The sequence below is a fragment of the Phyllobacterium sp. P5_D12 genome (assembly GCF_054049495.1).
In genome coordinates, this window is sequence record NZ_JBFUMG010000658.1 from 1 (window position 1) to 2,267 (window position 2,267).

The window sequence follows — 2,267 nt, forward strand, 5'->3', positions numbered from 1 at the left end:
GCCCTGACAACCGGCCGGAACTGCAGCTCGAAAAATATCGTACCATGCTGAAGCGCTGGGACGAAATCGGCAGGAAGCGTGAGCTTTCGGCTGACCAGATCGAACATCTGGTCGCTTGATACACGCAAATATAAATGTTGTGGCCGGCAAAWGCCGGCCACAATCATTCAGGCTTGACGCTCAACCCAATGAGCCAAGGTAGTCGAGTTTCCCGACAGGCACGCCATTGTGGCGGAGGATGTTTTGAGCTGTCGTGACATGAAAATAGAAGTTCGGCAGGACGAATTTCAGAATATAGTCTTCGCCGCTCAACGTTACCCCCAACTTGCCGAATTTCAGCGTAACTTCCTTATCCGCAGTGCCATCAAGCGCTGAAGGATCGACGCTTTCTAAAAATGCAACTGTCTTGGCGATGCGTTCACGCAGCGCGGCAAAATCCGCTTCCTCATCGGGGAATTTCGGAACTTCGACTGACGTCAGGCGGGCGATTACGCCCTTCGATGTGTCACTGGCCCGCTGGATTTGGCCGGAGAACGGCAGCATATCGGGCGCCAGACGTGCGTTGACGAGAACAGCCGGAGCAATTTTCTTCTCTTCTGCGAATGCCTCGGCCTTGTCGATCAACGACGAAAGAACGGAGAAACCGCGGACAAACGCCGGAACGGAAATCTTGTGCATGGATAACATAGGCGGGCTCCTTTGAAGCATTTCAGAACTAGCAGAATCGATGATTGAGATGAATTGATTATCGTGTTGTGACAGCGGTAGTCCCAAGCGCAAATACGTCGCGGCCTCTCTTTTTCAAGGCCACCCGGCAGCTAAATCTTGCGAAGCTTGGGTTCGAAAATTGTGGCGGGGCTATCATCCGCATGAACTATCCGGTTTCGCCCCTGGTTCTTCGCTGCATAGAGGCACTTGTCAGCAGCAACCAACGCCTCCTCCAGACCCTGTCCAGGTCGGTGGATTGATATCCCGACGCTTACCGTGACGTCGAGATCGTTTATCCGGAGATAACTTGAGATATCGCGAACGCCGGTGAGAATCCGATGCGATATCCAATCGGCCTTTCCAAGGTCCGCACCGGTCAGGAAAATGGCGAACTCCTCGCCACCGAACCGCGCGGCGAAATCCCACTCGCCGACGGTGGACCGGATGAGAATTCCAATTTCCTGGAGCACTCCGTCCCCAACGGCGTGGCCGTACCGATCATTGATCGACTTGAAATAGTCGGCATCGATATAGAGGACTGCACCGGCACTGTTATTCCGGTCGCACAAGGCAATCTGTTTCTGCGCCTGCATGTAGAATTCGTTGCGGTTCGAGAGGCCCGTGAGATCATCTTTGCGTAGAGCGAGGTCGAGCCTTAAGGCGGTTTGCTTCAGACGATAATTGAGCCCGACGAGAAAAGCGCCGAGCGGGACGCTCACGATAATAACAATAATTGTCGTGACGATGAGCGCCACATCGAGACGATCCAGTCTTACGACCAAAAAGAAGAGAACCGTGAGCAAATCCGAGGCGGCAATCGCCATGCCGACCATGATCGCTACCTGTTTTAGAGGTGGCAAGTCGCCGAATTTCGTCATCCATAAATCGTAGGTCGTCATTGCCGTCCGCCGAGTGTGTCTTTACTCCATATATCGACAGGACCATAAGGAAAGCTCTTTACGACGAGTGTAATTTTAACTGTTATTATTTTTATCTGACGTTCACCTGAGGCAAATTATTTCAGCCCCATGTTTTATAAACGCGCCCGCCGCTGGAATTATCGCCAAAGTGTTCAAAACTATTTCCCATCAAACAAAACCCATGACGCGATGCGGAATATAAGGCGCTTCCAGCGCAGCAATCTCATCGTCAGATAATTTTATTTGAAGAGATGCAACAGCATCATCTAGATGTGATGCTTTCGTAGCGCCAATTATAGGCGAAGTAACTTTGGTCAGAACCCACGCAAGTGCTATTTGCGCGCGTGGCAGCTTCCGTTGCTCTGCTATTTTTGCAACTGCACTTACAACCTTCTTGTCAGCATCTTCAGTACTGGCATAAAGTGTTTTGCCGAATTCATCGGTTTCAGAACGGGCGCTCGTTTCGTCCCAGTCACGCGTGAGCCGGCCGCGGGCGAGGGGGCTCCATGGAATGACAGCAATGCCCTCGGCCTTGCACAGCGGTAGCATCTCCCGCTCCTCCTCCCGGTAGAGCAGGTTCACGTAGTCTTGCATGGAAACGAAGCGTGTCCATCCCTTCTGACTAGAGGTCGCAAGCAT

At 52.3% G+C, this 2,267-nt stretch carries 3 protein-coding genes; all 3 read right to left on the reverse strand.

The window, feature by feature from the left end; genetic code table 11:
* Positions 1-180: 180 nt before the first annotated feature.
* Positions 181-687, reverse strand: a complete 507-nt coding sequence (locus tag ACXJ5O_RS24870; protein ID WP_457302240.1) for a DUF1993 domain-containing protein — start codon at positions 685-687, stop codon at positions 181-183.
* A 131-nt stretch (positions 688-818) separates the two neighbouring features.
* Positions 819-1,607 carry a GGDEF domain-containing protein gene (locus ACXJ5O_RS24875; RefSeq protein WP_457302241.1) on the reverse strand — a complete coding sequence of 263 codons (789 nt, stop codon included), beginning with the start codon at positions 1,605-1,607 and terminating at the stop codon, positions 819-821.
* Between the two features lie 189 nt (positions 1,608-1,796).
* The coding region (locus ACXJ5O_RS24880) for an aldo/keto reductase (protein WP_457302242.1) at positions 1,797-2,267 on the reverse strand (471 nt) is incomplete at its 5' end.